We start from the raw sequence: 15,956 nt of genomic DNA on the forward strand, positions 1-15,956 counted from the left end.
CGGTCCGTCCCCCTCTGACGGCCCGCTCCGACCGGGCGCCTCAGCCGGCGGGCGGTCAGCGGCGGCGGACCTTGGTGGTCAGCCGGTTGAGGATGCGTTCCCACTCGGTGCCGAAGGGGTTCTCCTGGACGAGGTAGGTCCAGGTGGCGTTGGGGCGCCTGAGACCCGCGCCGTCGAGGTCGAGGCCGTCCGGGGTGATCGTGGCGGTCTCGAAGGTGGCGATCGAGCGGGCCTCGATCTCGGCCAGCATGCGCTCGTAGGCGGGCTTGGCCTCCTTGTTGAACTCGTCGATCGGGCTGAGGCGGCCGAGGGCGCGCAGATGGATGCCCTCGCGGAGGTCGGCGAGGTCGGCGAGGTGGTCGGCCCAGCGGCGGTCGAGGTGGAACAGCACGATCTGCCGGGCGGCCTCGTGCAGCACCTCCTCTCCCACGGTCTCCGCCAGCTCGGACCACCGTTCCGGGGCGGCCGCCGAGAGCGCGCTGCCGCCGGAGTGCCCGTGCAGGACCTTGTCACGCAGGTTGAGGACCAGGCTCCGATGCTGTTCGAGCAGGCGGGTGTAGCGCCAGGTGTTGCGGTGGATCTCCATGTCGACGCCCTCGGCGACGCGCTGGGCGTGCCCCACGAGGTCGCGGTCGGGGACGCCCCTGGCGTACTCGTCGGCCACGTAGTGGGTGATCAGATCGTCCTCGCCGCTCACGAAGAAGACCGAGCCGCCCGGGTCGCCCTGGCGGCCGGCGCGACCGCGCAGCTGGTCGTCCAGGCGGCTGCTGGTGTGCCGGCCGGAGCCGATGACGTACAGCCCGCCCAGCTCGTCCACGCCGTCGCCGAGGCGGATGTCGGTGCCCCGCCCGGCCATCTGGGTGGAGACCGTGATCGCGCCGCGCTCCCCGGCCCGCGCGATGATCGACGCCTCCTCGGCGTCGTTCTTGGCGTTGAGGACCACGCACTCCAGCCCCCGGCCGCTCAGGGTCAGCGACAGCCGTTCCGACTCGGCCACGTCCAGGGTGCCGATCAGGATCGGCCGCCCGGTGGCGTGCACCTCGACGATCTCGTCGATCAGCGCGTGGTCCTTGTCCATCCGGTACTCGAACAGCCGGTCGGGCGCGTCGGTCCGCACGCACGGCCGGTTGGGCGGGACCACGGCCACCCTGAGGTCGTAGAACTCGCGGAGCTGGTCGCCGACCGCGACCGCAGTACCGGTCATGCCGCACTTCTGCGGGTAGCGGGTGATCAGCCCCTGGACGGTGATCGAGTCGAGGATCTCGCCGGTCGCCGAGGGCGGCAGCGCCTCCTTGGCCTCCACCGCGGCCTGCAGGCCGTCCGGCCAGCGCTGCAGCAGCGCCACCCGGCCCCGGGAGGGGTTGATCAGATGCACCTTGCCGTCGCGGACGATGTAGTCCACGTCCTTGGTCAGCAGGGCGTGCGCGTGCAGGGCGAGGTTGACCTCGGTCAGCGTGGCGGGGCTGTCGTAGAGGTCCACCTCCAGCGCCTGCTCCACGCTGTCGATGCCCTTGCCCGTCAGATGGACGTTGCGCGCCTGGTCGTCGAGCTCGTAGTGGTAACCCCTGACCAGCTGGCGGACCAGCGCCGCCATCTGGGGCACCGCGTCGCCGGGATCGGCGGCCCCGGCCAGCACCAGCGGCACCCTGGCCTCGTCCACCAGCACCGAGTCGGCCTCGTCCACCAGCGCCACGTCCGGCGCCGGCACGACCAGGTCGGCCGCGTCGGCGCACGTCCGGTCCCGGAGCACGTCGAAGCCGATCTCGCTGACAGAGCCGTACGTCACGTCCCTGGCGTAGGCCGTCCTGCGCTCCTCCGGCGAGGAGGTCTGCCCGATCCAGCCGACCGAGACGCCCAGCGCCGCGTACAGCGGCCCCATCCACTCGGCGTCCCGCCTGGCCAGGTAGTCGTTGACCGAGATCACGTGGACGTGCTTGCCCTGCAGGGCGTATCCCGCGGCGGCCATCGCCCCGGACAGGGTCTTGCCCTCGCCGGTGGCCATCTCCGCGACGTTGCCGGAGAGCATCGCGAGCATGCCGACCAGTTGCACGTCGTACGGCCGGAGCCCCAGCGTGCGGTGCGCGGCCTCCCTCGCGACCGCGCAGAACTCGGCCAGATCGTCCACCGACGGGGCGGGGAGCTCGTCGAGCTCCCTGAAGCGCTCCTCCTGTGCTCCGGCCACGGCCACGGTCCGCTCGAAGGGGGCCAGATCGATCGAGCCGGGACGCTCCAGAAGCCGCCTGATGAGCTGAGTTATCGAGGCCACGTTCCCTCCAACGCCCGTCTTCGGGCTCACGTTCCCGGGCTCACACTCCCGCTTGCGCCTCACCGTACCGATCGGACGGATCACCGCGCGCCGCAGACCGCCGCGCGGGACGCCGGTTTCCGGTCCGCGCGACGGCTCACCCCGGCAGCCGGATTCTCCCCCTCTCCCCGAAGGTGAGCAGGCCGACGGCGCCGAGCGGCAGGACGGCCCCGCGGACCGCCTGCGGAGTGAGCCGTTTATGCGGGCGGCAGCCACCCACCGGACCGTTCGGATCCGGCTGTCAGGAGAGAGGACCGCCCGCTAGCGGGCGGTCGGCGGGGAAACGATGGTTATCGGCACCCGTCAACCCTGACGAGGCAATCGGTGATGCCTCCAGCCGTTATCCGAGCCCCCGGATCCGCCGTCGAACCTGACGCCACCTGACAGGTATGGGCGGAACGATGAGAGCCATGACGACGACTGCACAGTTTCTCGCCGTGAACATCGACTGCGCGGAGCCCAAGCGGCTCGCGGAGTTCTACGCGGCGGTCTTCGGATACGAGATCCAGCACGTGGAGGACGAGTACGCCGGGATCGGCGACGGCACGACGAGCATCTACTTCCAGCGCAACCCCGAACGCGAGGCGGCGGTCTGGCCCGGTCCGGGCAAGCAGTTCCATCTGGACGTCCGGGTCCCCGACGTGGACAGGGCGGTGGCGGACTATCTGGCACTCGGGGCGACCAAGCCCGACTTCCAGCCCGGCGGGGAGAACTGGACCGTGCTGGCCGACCCCGAGGGACACCTGTTCTGCGTCTGCCCGACCCGCGAGTGAGATGTGGCCCTTGGGGATACCCCCGCACCGGCTTGGGCGGCCTCTTACCCACTCGCCGGGCGCTCTAAGCTTGCGAGGTGACCCAAGAATCGCTCCTTTACCCATGCCCGATCACTTCCGGCAGGTGGTGATGACCTGGGTGGGGATGTCGATCGCTCTGATCGGTGCGCTGGGCTACGCCCTGGGGGCGGCTCTCCAGCAGTTCGAGGCGGTGTCGGAGGGGGCGTCGCTCAGGTTGATGAGACGGCCCCGCTGGTGGCTGGGCGGGGTGATCGGCTTCACCGGGGCGTCCCTGCACGCGGTCGCGCTGAGCCTCGCGCCGCTCGTCGTGGTCCAGCCGATCAGTGTGGCGACCCTGGTGTTCGCCGTACCGCTGGCCGCGGCGATGCACGGCAGGCGGCCGCGCAGAGAGGAGATCATCGGGTCGATCGCGGTGGCCGTCGGCCTGCTCGGCCTGATGCTGCTCGTCCCTTCGAACGCCGTGCCGCCGCACATGACGGACGGGGAGGCGCTCGGCTTTCTCGGCTGCGTCGGGCTGATCGTGCTGATGACACACGTGTTCGCCCGGAAGGTGAAGGGGGCGGCCAAGGCGCTGCTGCTCTCGGTCGGAGCGGGCGCGGTGACCGCGAGTGTGTCCACCTTCGTCCGGGTGGTGGGGGGTGGCCTCAACGGGGATCTGAGCAGGCTGCTGACCTGGTTCACGGTCGTGATCCCGGTGTTGCTCGTCTGCGCGGTGGTGTTGCTGCAGAAGTCCTACGAGGTGGGATACTTCGGCATCGCCTACGCGGCGGTCCAGGTGGTGGACCCCCTCACCTCCATTCTCGCTGGAGCGTTCCTCCTCGACGAGCCGATGCCGGCCGGGGTGGCGAACGTGATCCCCGCCCTCTTCGCCTCGGCGCTCCTGGTCTGGGGAACCGTCACGCTGGGGCGGCTCGCCCCCGATCACGGCGGCGGCCACACCACCGCCCGCGAGGCGGCCCCGGCCGTCTCATAGGACTCGTTTCAGTCCCGGGGCCGTCCATCCGCGTCAGGTATCCGGCTTGTGTTAGTTCCGTCACCTTTGGATGTCCGCGACCCCCGGCTGGGTATTGGATGACCAAGGATCTTCAGCGTTGTGGATCCGCGTGCCCACCCACCACTCGACTCTCAGGAGTTCGCTGTGCCCGGCGGATCGATCTACGTGACGAACGACGACCCGGTTCACGGATTGTCGCCCCAGGTCATGTACGAGCAGTTCTGGCGCAAGGAGGCCGACCAGCGCAGGAAGATGCGCTGGGTCAAGGCGGCGGGCGGCGTCGCCGTGGGCCTCGTGCTGGCCTACCGGTTCGCCATCCCGGCACCGGTGCTGGCCGGGCTCCTGTGCGGGGTGCTGGCCGGTGCCGCCGACATGCTCTGGACCTGGTACTCCTACGAGGCCACCGCGGTCTGGCGGGGCAGGCGCCGGGGCGAGACCATCACCGGAAGGCTGCTCCGCCGCAGGCTCGGCAGGCGTGGCTACCGCGTCCTCGACGGCCGCGCCGTACCCGGAGAGGCGTCGATCGACCACCTGGTCATCGGCCCCGGCGGCGTCTGGGCGGTCGACAACGAGGCATGGCACCCCGAGACCGAGATCGCCCGGTACGGCGAGCGGCTCTTCCTCGGCGAGAAGTACGGCTCGTCGGTGGCCAAGGCGCTCGTCGACGCCTCCGACTCGCTGGCCGCGGTGCTCTCGCGGGAGGCCGGCATCCCGGTGACGATCGAACCGCTGCTCGCCGTACACGGCGGGGAACTCCGGCGTACGGTCACCGCCGAGGGCCTCACCCTGCTCAAACCGCGCCTGGTGGCACGCTGGATTCTTTCCGGGTCACGGATGGAGCTGGACGAGCAGCAGGTGGAGCTGCTCGCCAGGACCGCCGCCCGCGTCCTACGCCGCATGCCCTGAGCCCCGGCCTTGAGCCCCCGCGTTCCCAGGGGCGCCGGACGACGTCCCACCCCGGCCTTCCGGTCTCCGGCCCCTTGCCGTCTCGGTCCCGTCCGGCCCGGTCCCGGGCTCCGCCGGATTTCGAAGTCCCGGCGGAAATACGCTATTCTTCAAGGGCTTCACGCGCCGCTAGCTCAGTTGGTTAGAGCAGCTGACTCTTAATCAGCGGGTCCGGGGTTCGAGTCCCTGGCGGCGCACAGACAGAAACCCCGGCTTACGTATTGTGAGCTGGGGTTTCTTGGTTTTCTAGCCAGCAGAGGGGCGTCGGTCGCAGCAGGGTTCTGCCTGGGTGCGCTCGTTTTGGAGCTCTTTTGTCGCGATCTTGTAAGTGGTGAGATCGTCGATCAGGGGTCCTCATCGCTGTCGGTGATGACATCCCCGTACATAACGAGCTCGCCTGTGGGGCGCACGGCCTCGCCATGTAGGGGGATCAGTAGCACTCCGGCAAGCCAATCCGCTTCGTCTTCGATCTCCTTCCTCCAGTCTCGGCATCCTCGGTCATCGACGGCTGGCGTCGGGGGTGATGCGGTGGACCGTGACTGGCTTCATGGCTGCCGAACTGCGTGTGGGCGAGCGGGGCGTCGGTTTCGAAGTCCGGCTGGACCTGTGGATGGGGTTCTGTTCTCACGCTCGGACACCCTGTTCTGATGATCTTGCGCGTGATTGCGCTTACCGTCTGCGATAGTGGCCGTGTGCGTACGGTTCATATCGAGGCCAAGCCGGATCATCTCCTGCGCCTCGCCCGCCTCAGAGATCCGGTGGGCGCGGTGGCGGAGATGATTTGGAATGCGCTGGATGCCGAGGCGTACAACATCACCGTCAGTGTCGAGGTCAACGGACTGGGCGGGGTCGAGTACGTCAGCGTTAGCGATGACGGTCATGGGATGCCGAACGCCTCGTGTGAGAACTACTTCCGAGGGCTTGGCGGCTCCTGGAAGACCAAGGCGAAGGTGTCGCCCGAGTTGAAGCGCGGGCTGCATGGCCGTACCGGACAGGGCAGGCTTCGCGCGTTCGCGCTGGGTGAGCAGGTGCGCTGGGTAACGGTCGCGAGAGCGACCGATGGCCGGATCGAGCAGACGACCATCACCGGAGCTATCGACCAGCCCGCGGACTTCAGCGTGTCCGAGCCGGAGTATCTGGACGCACAGACCGGAACACGTGTCGAGGCGTCGGTTCCTGCGGACTTCGTCACGCGGCTTGTCCAGGACAACACAGCCCAGCAACTCGCCTCGACCTTCGCCCCGTTCCTTGCTGCGAATCCCGACGTGACAATCATGTGCCAGGGGGAGCGGCTTGATCCGTCAACCGTCTGGGCAGACACCGCGGAGTACCCTGTCGACTGGTCGGGCGCCGATGATCATGCGGAGCCATTGCTGCGCGTCATCGAATGGCCTAAAGACGTCGGCAGGGTTCTCGCGCTGTGCGACGCCAGTGGCGTGGTGCTGGACGAGGTCCCGCCGGGGATCCAAGCTCCCGGATACCACTTCACGGCCTACCTCCTATGGGACGGATTCGTCGAGCGGCGTGGCGATCTACCCTTGGCGGAGATGGACGAGAGCGGCGATCTACTTGAGGCCGCTAGGGAGGCGCTGCGCGCCCATTTCCGGAAACGGGACCAGGAGCGTAGGGCTCGGCTGATTCAGGAGTGGAAGCGGGATGAGGTCTACCCTTATCCAGGAGAACCCGTTGAGCCCGCGGAGGCCGTGGAACGACAGATGTTTGACGAGGTCGCGACCACGATCGCACGCCGCCTTCCCGGGTCTCAGCAGAGCAGGAAGACGACATTCCGGCTCCTCCGGGAGATCATTTCTCATGATCCAAGCGGCCTCTATCCGGTGCTGGATGAGCTGTTCCGCTTGCCCCAGTCCGAGCAGGACGAACTCAAGAGGTTGCTCCAGCGGACGAGCCTCTCCGATGTGATCAAGGCCACTGGCCAGGTGACCGCCCGGCTGGATTTCCTGGCCGCGCTCAAGGTGCTGGTATTCGAGCCGGAGATCAGCCGGACCGTCAAGGAGCGGCGGGAGCTACACAAGATCCTTGAACACGAGACGTGGGTGTTCGGCGACGCGTACGCGTTGATGGTCAGCGACCAGAGCCTGGACGCCGTGCTTCGCCGTCACCTCCGGGCGCTGGGTCGCGAGTCAGAAGACGGTCAATTGGATCCGGTGCGCAGGGAAGACGGCCGGCAGGGGATTGTCGATCTCATGCTGGGCAGGGAACACCGAGGCAGTTCCGGCAGAGAGCATCTCGTTGTTGAGCTCAAAGCCCCCAAGGTGAAGATTGGGCAGACCGAAGTCGGCCAGATCAAGAGCTATGCCCAAGCGGTGATCAGCGATCCCCAGTTCCGAGATGCCCGAGTCTCCTGGGACTTCTGGATCGTCTCCACGGAGATGGACGACGTTGTCCGAAGAGACGCGAGAACGCCGAACCTGCCACCTGGGTGCATTGCCGAGTGGGAAGGCGGCGTCCGAATCTGGGCGAGAACGTGGAGCGAGATCATCGACGACTGTGAAGAGCGCCTCCACTTCTACCGTGATCGGCTGAATCACGACCCCGCCACGGCACACGCTCTCGATTACCTTCATCGGCTCCACGGCGCTGTGATCCCCGAGACTGTCGCGCAGAGGTAGCTGAACCGAATGGCGCTTGCACATCGCAGGCGGATTATCGGGTGCAACATCTAAAAGGAAGATCTCGGCTCGGCCACACAAGTAGCCCAGGCCGTGGCAGCACTGCGCGAAGAAGGCCGGCAACTGGGAGCGGTGGTATCGCGACAACATCCCACTGGCCGAACAGCTCTACATCGCCTACACCGTTGAAGAGGAGAGGTGACCATGCCAAAGCACCCTCCGCAGGACTGGGAAATCCTGGAACGAGAGCTGTACGACGCCGGCGTCTCCCCTGCCGAGGTCGTAGCCGGAGCTCGCCGGCTGCTCGCCGAGACACGCGGGCGCCAACTCGCCGAGGCGCGCAAGCACGCTGGGCTCACCCAGAAAGACCTCGCAGCCGGCATGGGCGTGAGCATCGCGCGCATCTCCCAGATCGAGCACGGTGAAGTGACCTCCATCGAAGTCGTCGCCCGATACGTCGAAGCGCTCGGCGGACACCTCGACCTGGTCGCCGACTTCGGAGACCACACCATGAGGTTGCCCGTCAGTGACCGGCCCACCGACACCGCCGCATGACACCGAACCGAGCCGTCGCACGAGCGAACGCGTGCCGCTCGCGCCGCTGATCTCCAACGCCGGCTTCGCTTGTTCGTCAAGGTTCTCTGCCGGAGCGGGGTGTCCATAACTGGACGGGGCGCAGTGGGCTTCCCGGATTGCCGCCGATTGATGGTTCAGGTATTGGTATTGGTAGTGGCGTCCGGATGGGCGGGTGGGTTCCGGGTCCTTCCACCCCTTGGGGACCTGGGCATCAGAGACGCACATGAATATCGCGCCGGGGGATCGTCGGTCCTCTCCGCCGGAGTCGAAGGTGACTCCCCGAACCCCGTCCCCTGGAGGTCTTGCGGTGGCACGACGACGGACACCCGCCGGCCGGAGGCCGCGTCGGCGTAAGGGCCGGCGCAAGCAGAGCGCGGACGGGGTCCTGTGGCCGGTCGGCGCCTTCGCCCTCGTGGTGGCCGTCGCATGGCTCGTCGACGTCGTCGCCGCCAACTGGGCGCTGGTCCTCGGCGTCACGATCGTGTTGATCGTGGGACTGGCCGGGGTGCTCCTGCTCCGCCGCCGGACGATCGAGACCCGGAGGCGGGAGTGGCTGAGGGGCAACGCGCGCCTCGAACGCGTCGACCGTATGACGGGTGACCAGTTCGAAGTCCTGGTGGAGACTCTGCTCCGGGACGAGGGTTTCCACCAGGTCCGCCGGATCGGCGGCAGCGGTGACGGCGGTGTCGACGTCATCGGAACAGCCCCCACCGGCGACCTCTTCGTCATCCAGTGCAAGCGCTGGAGCAACTCCGTGGGCGCGCCCGCGATCCGCGACCTCCTCGGCGCGCTCCACGCCTATCCCGGCCACCGAGGCGTCCTCGTCACCACGGCGCGCTTCACCGCCCCGGCCAGGGAGTACGCCGCGAGCACGGATCTGATCCTGATCGACCGCGCGCGGCTCGTCGCCTGGCTGGCGGGCTCCTACGCCCTCGCCCCGCCGGTCCGCCCGAGGGGTGCCCCCTGGTCGCTGCCGAGGCGTGGTGCGCCTTTCCTTTGACATGTGAGTGAGCTGGAAACTCTCAAGAATCCGGATATTTCCGGCTTTGGCCTGATGGGGATATCGGGGATGGGCAGACCTTGCCGAGCCTGTCAGGGCGGGCCGGAGACGCCGGAAGCACCGGAGATGCCAGGAGCGTCGGAGATGCCAGGAGCACCGGGGGCGCCGGAAGCGCCGGAGGTGCGACCGCTTCCGGGAGCGGACGGCATCGCCCGGGCGTGCAGCGCCCGCCGCCAGGACCCCAGCCGCGCCGACGTCCGTGCCTCGACGGCACGGCCCTGAGAGTCCACCCATCCGCGCACCGGCCGGATCCCGTGCAGCGCGTTCAGCGTCCACACCTCCAGCCTCTGGAGATCGTCGGTGGTGCTGTGCTCGGCCTGGAGCCGGCACCTCCGATCCAGGGCCAGTCGTTCCAGCATGAGGCGGGTGACCGAGGGCAGCACGGGCAGGCCGGCGGCGGGGACGCAGAGCGTGTCACCCCGCCACCACACGAGCGCGGAGTGGGCGGCTTCGAGCGCGGTGCCGTCCTCGCTGTACAGCAGCGCGTCGTCGGCGCCCGCCGCCCGCGCGTCGGCCCGCAGGGCCGCCATGGCCGCCAGGTCGGGCCCCTTCACCCCGGGCCGGGTGCGCGGATCGGAGCGGGAGGGGATCCACAGGGCGACGGTGTCGCCCCTCTCCGGTGCGGGGCGCAGCCAGAGCGTCAGCTGCGGCGAAGGGGCGCGATACGCCTCGATCCGGGGGAACCAGTGTCCCCCTGTGGGAAGTTCGCGGCGGACCGCGGCCAGGAAGCGCCGTACGGCCTCCTGCGGAAGGGCGGGCGCGAGCCCGGTGCAGGACTGCCGGAACCGTCGCTCGTGCAGATCGAGCCCCCGGACCCTGCCATCCGCCACCAGCCAGGAGTCCACCACCGAGGGGTCGCCGCGCGGCTCGCCCCGATCGGGCGACCAGGCGCCGTCCGGGGACCAGAGAAGCCGCTGTCCGGCGGGCGCGGGGCTGCGGGGGACCGTCATCTAACCGCCGACCTCCCTTGCGTACGGCGAGGCGACGTGGACGCCCCGTGTCTCGTGTGATCCCGTGTCTCCCGTGTTTCGCCATGGGCATCCGCGGGCATCCGCAGACATTCTCCGGTATCTGCCAGCATTCGCAAGCGTTCACGGAGGTTTGTCACCATCTGTGGATCACTGTCGGTGGATCACGGTCCGCGGACGGCCGACACCGCCCGCGGCGCTCCGCGGTCGCCCCGGAGTCCTGTTTTCGAGTAGGGCTCATGTTAGGTCTTGACTGGAGACCTGACAACGGCGGATGCTGTCGGCATCCCGCCCCCCCCGCCGGTTGTGTGAGGTGCCCATGGCCAGTTCCCGTTCCGTCATCCGGGTGATCGTCATCGCGTTGTCAATGATCGGCGCGGTGCTCCTGGCGGGCAGTACGGCCGGGGCCTCGCCGCCCCGCCCGGGGGCCGGGGTCAACGCCCTGGGCGAACCGTTCAGGGGCACGGCGCCCGACGGCACGGTCCGGGGCTTCGTCGACGCCCACAGCCACCTCATGTCCTACGAGGGGTTCGGTGGCAAGCTGCTGTGCGGCAAGCCGTTCGATCCCGGCGGCATCGCCAGGGCGCTGGTCGACTGCCTGGACCACCACCCGCACGGTGAGGCCGCCTGGTTCGAGAACTTCACCAGGACCGGCTCCCCGACCGGCACCCACGACCCGGTCGGCTGGCCCACCTTCAAGGACTGGCCCGCCTACAACTCGCTGACCCACCAGCAGGCCTACTACACCTGGATCGAGCGGGCCTGGCGGGGTGGCCTGCGCGTCATGGTCAACGACCTGGTGGCCAACCGGCAGCTGTGCGAGATCTATCCGCTCAAGCGGAACTCCTGCGACGAGATGGCCACGATCAGGCTGGAGGCCCGGCGGACCACCGAACTACAGGATCACATCGACGCCGAGTACGGCGGTCCCGGCCGGGGCTGGTTCAGGATCGTGCGCGACCCCGCGGAGGCCAGGAAGGTCATCGCGGACGGCAAGCTCGCCGTGGTCCTCGGGGTCGAGACCTCCGAGCCGTTCGGCTGCCGCCAGAGTCTCGGCATCCCGCACTGCACCAGGGCGCAGATCGACCGGGGCCTGGACGAGCTGCACGGTCTCGGCGTGCGCAGCATGTTCCTCTGCCACAAGTACGACAACGCCCTGTGCGGGGTCCGCTTCGACTCCGGCACGCAGGGGGCGATCGTCAACCTGGGCAACCTGCTGAGCACCGGTACCTTCTGGAAGGCGGGGACCTGCACGGGACCGGAGCACGACAACACGATCGAACCCGGCGGGATCATCCCCGCCCCCCTGGCGAAGTGGCTGCCCCCCGGTGTCTCGTCGCCGGTCTACCCGCCGGCTCCGCACTGCAACGTCAAGGGCCTGACCGGCCTCGGTGAGTACACGCTCAGCGCGATGATGAGACGCGGGATGCTCGTCGAGATCGACCACATGAGTGTGAAGGCCGCCGACCGGACGCTGGACATCCTTGAGGCCGCCCGCTATCCGGGCGTGATCTCCTCCCACAGCTGGATGGACCCGGGCTACTACCGCCGGATCTACGGGCTGGGCGGCATGATCACGACCTACGGGTTCCCGGCCGAGCGCTTCGCCGAGGAGTGGCGCAAGACCAGGGGGCTCAGGAGCGGCGAGCACCGCGCCGGGTTCGGCTACGGCCTCGACGCCAACGGCATGGGCCCGCTGCCCGCCCCGCGCCCGAACAACTCGGCCAACCCGGTGACCTACCCGTTCAGGTCCTTCGACGGCGGGGTGACCCTGGACCGCCAGCGCACCGGTGAGCGGGTCTGGGACGTCAACGTCGACGGCGTCGCCCACTACGGCCTGGTCCCCGACTGGATCGAGGACATGCGGATCGTCGCCGGAGACGAGATCGTCCAGGACCTGGCCGCCGGGGCCGAGTCCTACCTGCGGATGTGGGAGGCGGCCGGCCCCCGCTGAGCCGACGCCCCTCGGAGTCCCCGGAGCCCCCGGAGGCCCCCGGCTCTCCGGGGGTCTCCGGCGTAAACGACCGAGGCGCGAAAGGCCGCCGTTCCGCCCGTCGGGGCCGCGCCTGCCTGGAGGGGGCCGTACGGCGGGGTGGTGTCTCCTCGCCTCGCCGCCGCAGGTGTCCGGCCTGTGACACCGGCATGCCGTTCGTTTTTACCCACTGTGGGGGAGAACTGTCGCTCGGGACGCTTGACACGTCAAAATTGATCCGTGGTCAGGATCGGATCGGCAGGGATGAGCGATTGTGAGCGTGGGCAACTTCCCCCAGTGCTGGGCCAGCTGTTCACCGGCGGCGGTGACGGGCGGGTGCTCTCGATCGAGTTGCCGCCGGGTGACGTGGTCTGGCCCGATCCCGGCTACTCACAGTTCTCGCTCGACCACCGTCCGGCGTTCTGGCTGAGTGACACGGTGGTCTCCGGTGACCTCTGGGCCGGGCTGCGGGCCGAGCACGGGCGTTCGGGCCTCTGGCCGGTGCTGCTGGAGGACTCCGTTCAGCCGTGGTCGGCGGGACAGATCGCCCCGGACGCGGTGGCCGAGATCGACAACTACCATGCCGCCGCGTTCATGGCCGAGGTCTGGGCGGACTGGGTCCAGAAGGCCGATGCCGGGCAACTGGAGCTGCTCGACCCGTTCGGTCCCGGGTGTCCGGGGCCGGCTCCGTCGGGTGAGCTCGCCGCCGACCCCGGCGCGGTCGCCGACTGGTACGCCGGGGTGATCGCCGAGCGCCGGACCCCGCTCGGGCTGGTCGCGGCCGACCGGGGTGCCGACGCGCTGGCCGTCATGGGGTGGCAGGGGGCGCTGAACCACAACGAGTGGATGGTCCCGCTGGCGGCCGTGGTGCGCAGCTGGGAGGATCGGTTCGGGGCGCGGCTGGTCGGCATGGGGTTCAACACCCTGGACCTGAGCGTCGCCGCGCCTCCGGTCACCCCGGAGCACGCCCTGCACGTCGCCGCCGAGCACTGGACGTTCTGTCCCGACAGCGTCATCTACAGCGCCGGGACGCTGATCGACTACGCCGAGCAGATCAGGGGGAGGAACGCCTGGTCCTTCTGGTGGGACTGACCGTCCAGGTCGCGGAGGCGGGACGGGCCGCACGGGTGAGGGGCGGGTCGCACGGGTGAGGGCGCGGACCCGGCCGATTGGGCTCTCCGTGGATCCGCGGGCATATGCCGGGGCAGACGGCGTCGTTGTGAGAAGGATCGGCGCACCGGCTGGGGGCAGGGGCCGCGACAATCGAGCGACTTGTTCGTCAAGTCTGTCCTCTTCGGGGATTAAGGGGAAGAAGTCGCAGGTCAGGCGGGCGATGACGATAAGATCATTAGGTAGGTCCCCTAACGGTTCCGCCGGGCCTGACAGCGTGGAGTGAGGATGGTCAAGGCCTGGCCAATGGCTCTTTCTTGGCCGTTGAAGGTAGATCTTCTGGGGTTTTCATGGCTTTTGTTTTGCTTTGTCCCCATCTGGTAGGTAGTGTCCTAGTCGTTATCGGTCGGCGACTTGCCCTTCAGGAGAAGGAGCGGCCAACCGACGTCGAATCCCGAAGGCCCCCAGGGGGCCGCGGGAACCGGGGACCCACTTCGTGGGGTGAATCCGCCGCAGGTCTGCGGCGGTAGGGCAACTCCAGCGCCCGAACCCGTCAGCTAACCCGGTAGACGAGATGGAGAGGAGATCCCCTTCATGGATCGCTGTATCGCCTTCGTCCCGGTGCCGCCTACCGTGTTCGTGCCGATCATCTAAGACTTCCTCGCCGCGTCCGATCGCGGCACCACCTCGCATCGCGCCTCGCGTAGCGTCCGGCCCCTCCGGCTACGCCTTCTCTTCTCCGTGAGCGCGTACGCGTATACGCCCGTGCCTTCCTTGACCTCTTGCGCGGGCTGCCCTGTTCCCTCGCGAAAGAGTCTGCCTCCTATGCGTTTTTCCCCTCGTCTGCGCCATCACGTGTTCGCCGCCACCGTCCTGGGTGCGAGCATCCTCACCTCCGCCGGCGTCGTCTCGGCGCTCCCTGCCTCGGCCGACACCGGCTCCTCCGCCTCCGCCGACTCCGAGACCATCCTGCTCAAGGGCTCGACCAAGGCCTCCTACTTCTGGGACGACTCCTCAGGCCGCGCCGGGGACACCGGCCTGCCCGCGAGCGGCAAGCCCATGCAGAAGGGCATGATCGCGAGCCCGAGCTGGCCGCTGTTCACCGAGGGCTATGTCGTCTACAAGGGCAAGAAGGCCAAGTTCTTCGTCGGCGACCGAGGCCCCGGTATTCCCTCCAACAACGGTGTCATGATCGACCTTGACGCCAAGAGCTTCGCCGACCTGACCGGCGGCACGTTCAACTCCAGCACGCTGGGTGTGGACGGCGTCGGCGGCATGGGCCACATCAAGGTCGACTACGTCGTCACCAAGTGGGGCAACGGCGTGGGCAAGAAGAACCACCCTGTGGCGTTCGCCAGCGGCGCCTGGAAGGTCATGGACTCCAACCCGGCCGAGCCGCCGAAGGTCGTCCTCGCCGACCCGGCGCAGCCGGGGAGGGACCGGGAGGCAGGGAAGGCCGACGTCGCCGGCGCACCCGGGATCCTCATGCCCAACGGCGGCGCCGCCCCCGCGGCTCTCGCGCCGAAGGGCTTCCGGGACCTGAGCGGGTCACAGACCGCCCCCATCACCTCCGGTTCCGCCAACGCGCTGGCCGGTGCGGCGGGACTGGCCGCCGTGGGCGGCGCAACCTTCCTGATCGCCGGTCGTCTCAGCCGGTAGATCACGGAGCACCGCGCGCCCCGGTGGATCACGGACCGTCGCGCCCCGGTGGACCATGGGGCGCCGCAGCCGGTGGATCGTGAGGCGCCTCACTCCGGTGGATCACCGGTCGTCCCGCCCCGGTGGGCCGCCGGCGAACGGAGTCGAGATCGCCGGGGCCCGCCGTACCGGAGGGTCAGATCTCCAGCTTCTCCTCGATGGCGCGCAGGCTGTGCCGTGCGAGCGCGAGGTTGGCCCTGACCCGGTCGAGGGCCATGTAGAGGAAGAGCCCCTTGCCGCCGCGGCCGGTGACCGGGCGGATCACGTGATACTGGTTGGTGAGCGTGATGAGGATGTCCTCGATGCCGTCCTTGATGCCCAGCGACTCCATGGTGCGCATCTTCGCCCTGACGACCTCGGTGTTACCCGCCGCCGCCACCTGGAGGTCGAGCTCCTTGGAGCCGCCGAGCGCCCCCAGGGCCATGCCGCTGTTGTAGTCCACGACCACCGCGCCGACGGCGCCGTCGATCGCCATCATCTCCTTGAGAGAGATGTCCATATTGCCCATTTCTGCCTCCGGTTATTGAGTGGTCCATGTGCGGGAAGTGATGGCGGCCAGGTTCGCCGCCGTCTTGCGGCCTTCCAGTCGCAGCAGCCCGAGGTTGGCTCCCGGGCGGGCGAGGACTGTAAGGACGATCTTGGGGCCGGCCGCGTAGAGGGCCGTGTAACCGTGGGTGCCGGAGATCAGGGTCTCCTCGAAGGCGCCCTTGCCGGCCAGGCCCGTCATCCGGCGGCTGAGGGCCAGCAGGGCCGACGAGAGCGCCCCGATCTGGTCGGCGGCACCGTTCACGTCGCTGGCTATCGGCAGACCGTCCACGCTGCACGCGATGCTTCCTTCCACGTCGGGGATCCGCTCGCGTAGCAGCGTCATCTCCCGGCGCACCTCATCACGTAGTTCCACGGG

Annotated in this window: 13 protein-coding genes, 1 tRNA gene and 1 riboswitch; of the genes, 10 read left to right on the forward strand and 4 right to left on the reverse strand. The window is 68.8% G+C overall.

Annotated elements, in window-relative coordinates:
• Positions 1 to 55 precede the first annotated feature (55 nt).
• Complete coding sequence (secA2, locus tag ABZ194_RS05160) at positions 56 to 2,257, reverse strand: accessory Sec system translocase SecA2 (protein WP_355592659.1); 2,202 nt, start codon at positions 2,255 to 2,257, stop codon at positions 56 to 58.
• 458 nt (positions 2,258 to 2,715) lie between these two features.
• Here secA2 and ABZ194_RS05165 point away from each other — a divergent pair, with 458 nt between their 5' ends.
• From ABZ194_RS05165 to ABZ194_RS05195, 7 genes are all read left to right on the forward strand, one after another.
• Complete coding sequence (locus ABZ194_RS05165) at positions 2,716 to 3,078, forward strand: VOC family protein (RefSeq protein WP_355592487.1); 363 nt, start codon at positions 2,716 to 2,718, stop codon at positions 3,076 to 3,078.
• Positions 3,079 to 3,181: 103 nt separating this feature from the next.
• Positions 3,182 to 4,072 (forward strand): DMT family transporter, encoded by an 891-nt coding sequence (locus tag ABZ194_RS05170; protein ID WP_355592489.1) that lies wholly within the window; start codon positions 3,182 to 3,184, stop codon positions 4,070 to 4,072.
• Positions 4,073 to 4,237: 165 nt separating this feature from the next.
• Positions 4,238 to 4,999 (forward strand): NERD domain-containing protein, encoded by a 762-nt coding sequence (locus ABZ194_RS05175; protein WP_355592491.1) that lies wholly within the window; start codon positions 4,238 to 4,240, stop codon positions 4,997 to 4,999.
• A gap of 162 nt (positions 5,000 to 5,161) precedes the next feature.
• Positions 5,162 to 5,235 (forward strand) — tRNA-Lys (locus ABZ194_RS05180).
• A gap of 495 nt (positions 5,236 to 5,730) precedes the next feature.
• Positions 5,731 to 7,668, forward strand: coding sequence for an ATP-binding protein (locus ABZ194_RS05185; RefSeq protein ID WP_355592493.1), 1,938 nt, complete (start codon positions 5,731 to 5,733; stop codon positions 7,666 to 7,668).
• 204 nt (positions 7,669 to 7,872) lie between these two features.
• Entirely contained in the window at positions 7,873 to 8,223 is a 351-nt protein-coding gene (locus ABZ194_RS05190) for a helix-turn-helix transcriptional regulator (protein WP_355592495.1), read from the forward strand.
• 328 nt (positions 8,224 to 8,551) lie between these two features.
• The gene (locus ABZ194_RS05195) at positions 8,552 to 9,244 is read left to right on the forward strand and encodes a restriction endonuclease (RefSeq protein ID WP_355592497.1); all 693 of its coding nucleotides are present in this window, start codon (positions 8,552 to 8,554) and stop codon (positions 9,242 to 9,244) included.
• A gap of 92 nt (positions 9,245 to 9,336) precedes the next feature.
• Here the strand turns inward: ABZ194_RS05195 and ABZ194_RS05200 are convergent, their stop codons facing one another.
• Positions 9,337 to 10,254 carry an aminotransferase class IV gene (locus ABZ194_RS05200; RefSeq protein WP_355592499.1) on the reverse strand — a complete coding sequence of 306 codons (918 nt, stop codon included), beginning with the start codon at positions 10,252 to 10,254 and terminating at the stop codon, positions 9,337 to 9,339.
• 337 nt (positions 10,255 to 10,591) lie between these two features.
• Here ABZ194_RS05200 and ABZ194_RS05205 point away from each other — a divergent pair, with 337 nt between their 5' ends.
• The 3 genes from ABZ194_RS05205 (at position 10,592) to ABZ194_RS05215 (ending at position 15,013) form a co-directional block, all read left to right on the forward strand.
• Positions 10,592 to 12,226: a Coagulation factor 5/8 type domain-containing protein gene (locus ABZ194_RS05205; protein WP_355592501.1), complete on the forward strand. Its 1,635-nt coding sequence runs from the start codon at positions 10,592 to 10,594 to the stop codon at positions 12,224 to 12,226.
• A gap of 315 nt (positions 12,227 to 12,541) precedes the next feature.
• Positions 12,542 to 13,336: a DUF4253 domain-containing protein gene (locus ABZ194_RS05210; protein ID WP_355592503.1), complete on the forward strand. Its 795-nt coding sequence runs from the start codon at positions 12,542 to 12,544 to the stop codon at positions 13,334 to 13,336.
• Between the two features lie 453 nt (positions 13,337 to 13,789).
• A riboswitch (cyclic di-AMP (ydaO/yuaA leader) is annotated at positions 13,790 to 13,941 on the forward strand.
• 238 nt (positions 13,942 to 14,179) lie between these two features.
• Positions 14,180 to 15,013, forward strand: a complete 834-nt coding sequence (locus ABZ194_RS05215) for a hypothetical protein (protein ID WP_355592505.1) — start codon at positions 14,180 to 14,182, stop codon at positions 15,011 to 15,013.
• Positions 15,014 to 15,188: 175 nt separating this feature from the next.
• Here ABZ194_RS05215 and ABZ194_RS05220 read toward each other — a convergent pair whose 3' ends face one another.
• Positions 15,189 to 15,560: a hypothetical protein gene (locus ABZ194_RS05220; RefSeq protein WP_355592507.1), complete on the reverse strand. Its 372-nt coding sequence runs from the start codon at positions 15,558 to 15,560 to the stop codon at positions 15,189 to 15,191.
• 12 nt (positions 15,561 to 15,572) lie between these two features.
• Entirely contained in the window at positions 15,573 to 15,953 is a 381-nt protein-coding gene (locus tag ABZ194_RS05225) for a roadblock/LC7 domain-containing protein (protein WP_355592509.1), read from the reverse strand.
• Between the last annotated feature and the right edge of the window lie 3 nt (positions 15,954 to 15,956).

This window comes from Streptosporangium sp. NPDC006007 (assembly GCF_040614315.1).
GTDB lineage: Bacteria > Actinomycetota > Actinomycetes > Streptosporangiales > Streptosporangiaceae > Streptosporangium.

Coding starts and splice junctions, on each gene's coding strand:
- ABZ194_RS05220 (WP_355592507.1), bottom strand. CDS start 15,560: ATGGGCAATATGGACATCTCTCTCAAGGAGATGATGGCGATCGACGGC.
- ABZ194_RS05205 (WP_355592501.1), top strand. CDS start 10,592: ATGGCCAGTTCCCGTTCCGTCATCCGGGTGATCGTCATCGCGTTGTCA.
- ABZ194_RS05190 (WP_355592495.1), top strand. CDS start 7,873: ATGCCAAAGCACCCTCCGCAGGACTGGGAAATCCTGGAACGAGAGCTG.
- ABZ194_RS05170 (WP_355592489.1), top strand. CDS start 3,182: ATGCCCGATCACTTCCGGCAGGTGGTGATGACCTGGGTGGGGATGTCG.
- ABZ194_RS05165 (WP_355592487.1), top strand. CDS start 2,716: ATGACGACGACTGCACAGTTTCTCGCCGTGAACATCGACTGCGCGGAG.
- ABZ194_RS05215 (WP_355592505.1), top strand. CDS start 14,180: ATGCGTTTTTCCCCTCGTCTGCGCCATCACGTGTTCGCCGCCACCGTC.
- ABZ194_RS05200 (WP_355592499.1), bottom strand. CDS start 10,254: ATGACGGTCCCCCGCAGCCCCGCGCCCGCCGGACAGCGGCTTCTCTGG.